The sequence below is a fragment of the Stenotrophomonas sp. 2YAF22 genome, from assembly GCF_052114665.1.
Classification (GTDB): domain Bacteria; phylum Pseudomonadota; class Gammaproteobacteria; order Xanthomonadales; family Xanthomonadaceae; genus Stenotrophomonas; species Stenotrophomonas indicatrix.
In genome coordinates this window covers 1-1,941 of the sequence record NZ_JBFRFE010000721.1, presented here as the reverse complement: position 1 = coordinate 1,941, position 1,941 = coordinate 1, and the positions used below count along the sequence as shown (strand labels likewise).

Annotated in this window: 3 protein-coding genes; all 3 read right to left on the bottom strand. The window is 68.4% G+C overall.

Features of this window, described 5'->3' with window-relative positions:
* Nucleotides 1–247: hypothetical protein (locus AB4Y84_RS20385; protein ID WP_442250787.1), on the bottom strand; the 247-nt coding region annotated here is incomplete at its 3' end.
* The gene (locus AB4Y84_RS20380; RefSeq protein WP_363733400.1) at nucleotides 244–1,221 is read right to left on the bottom strand and encodes a hypothetical protein; all 978 of its coding nucleotides are present in this window, start codon (nucleotides 1,219–1,221) and stop codon (nucleotides 244–246) included. The genes AB4Y84_RS20380 and AB4Y84_RS20385, both read right to left, overlap by 4 nt.
* A 2-nt stretch (nucleotides 1,222–1,223) precedes the next feature.
* Nucleotides 1,224–1,941 (bottom strand): hypothetical protein (locus AB4Y84_RS20375; RefSeq protein ID WP_442250786.1); only part of this gene is annotated, 718 nt, incomplete at its 5' end.

Below are 1,941 nucleotides of genomic sequence, written 5' to 3'. Positions count from 1 at the left end.
CGTGGGCGAGGATCTCCAGCGCGTAGGGTTGCAGCTGCAGGCGCTGTACTTCTTCCAGGTCGATGACGATGCGCTGGTCGGCGAGGCGGATGGCCGCGAAGCTGCCGGTCAGGCCCTCGGCGGCCGCCTGCATGCGCGAATGGCACAACTTCGGGTCCTGCAGCCGGGTGAAACGGCTCCATGTGGCCAGTGCCTGTGGCCAGGCCTCGCGCCAGGGCTGCAGCGGATCAGCGACCGTGGCACTCATTGGGGTGGCAACACATGCACATGGTGCGACCACGGCGAGAACAGGGCGATGCCCGACGCGCCGGAGACCGCACACAGGTTGTCCTTGGACAACGCCGGCGCCATCCACTGCACGCCCAAGCGGGCGGTCACATCCGGTGCCGGTCCGCTGCTGCTGCCCGCTGCGTACTCGGCGGCGCTGGCAGGAAGCAGGACGGCACCGAAGGCATCGGCGAGCAGCAGGAAGTACCCGCCAGCGCTTTCGACCACGAAGCCCTCGGCCGCTGCACGGACCTGTGGCGGTGCCGGAAACGCGCCGTCCAGGCCGCTGAAGCTGCCGACACGATGCCCGCGCAGGTCGACGCTGCCCTGCCGCGGATTCCACCAGCGGTCCTGCTCAAGCTGGACCCGGACCGAGGCCAGATCACCCGCATCGATGCCCAGCACGGCGGCGACCGTATTCGCGGGCAGGGCATCGATACGGGCAAGGGCAGGGCGGCGCAGCTGCACCATCCCCGCCTGCCAGGCACAGAGCGCCCCGATGTCGCGCAGTTCCGGCAAGGATGTGCACACGCCTGCATGCGCAGCCATCGCATCGATCCACTGCGCGACGCGAACGTCCGGACTGGCGCCCAGCCGCACCACCGCATTGCTGATGGTGCCGAGGGTCTCGCGCGGAGCGTGGGCCAGCAACGGGGCGAGGGCCGGGGCCAGCGAGCGCCAGGCCTGCTCGACCCACGGGAGACGCGCCTTCGGGCCGGCATGGCCTTGCGCCACCAGCTCCAGACCGATCTCGAAGGCGGCCTCGCACATGCTCTGCGTTGCCGACGGGTGGTGGCGCTGGATGGCCTGGCAGAGGGGGTCGATGGTCTGGGTGACGAACGCGCTGAAGGCGGCCATGTCCAGGCCGGGCCAGCGGTGGCGGGCATCGGCCACGGCCTGGTTCAGCACGGAACGGCGCGCGGCCAGCAGCTCGGCGAGAACGGCGGAAACCACGATCAGCGTGCCCGCAGCCAATGCAGGTAGTTGGTGTAGCGCTGGTGCAGGTACTTCAGCTTCAGCAGGTCGTCGTACAGATGGCCGTACAGCTTGCGTCCCTTCACCCGTTCCTCCACCAGACGCTCGATGCGGGTCAGGCGCTTGCGCGTTTCCGTCTCGGTCATCCCATCCAGGCCCCGCTGGAACTGTGCCGACAGCTCGCCCACCGGATCGTCGCGATCCAGATCCAGCCGGTCATATTCGGCATTGGAGGCATCGAGCAGCCAGCGCAGCCAGCTGAGCCGATCGCTGCGATAGGGCGCATTCTCCGGCAGGGCGAAGAAGGGAGCATCAAGGTCCGGTTGCAGCTTGTCGTTCAGCACGAAGGGCAGTACCTGGCGCACATCCTCCAGGGCAACGGCAGGGCTGCCGCGGAAGTACGCCATGGCCTTGGCGAACATCAGCAGGGTCATCAGGTTGCGCACCGACAGGCCGTTGCGGGTCTGGCAACCCAGGTCCTTCATGCGATCGCGGCCGCTGTCGGCGGCCGTTGCCTGCGCCCATTCGGTGCCGGCCAGGCGCACGGTGTCCTTGGTCAGGTACTCGAACTGGGCGCCAGCGGTTTCCATCAGCTCGAACTGGCTGCTGAAGAATTCGATGCGGCGGCGCACGTCCTGCGGTACCTCGACCGCGCGGATCTCCTGCAGCAGCTGGTCGCCCTCGGCCTCGCTGAAGATG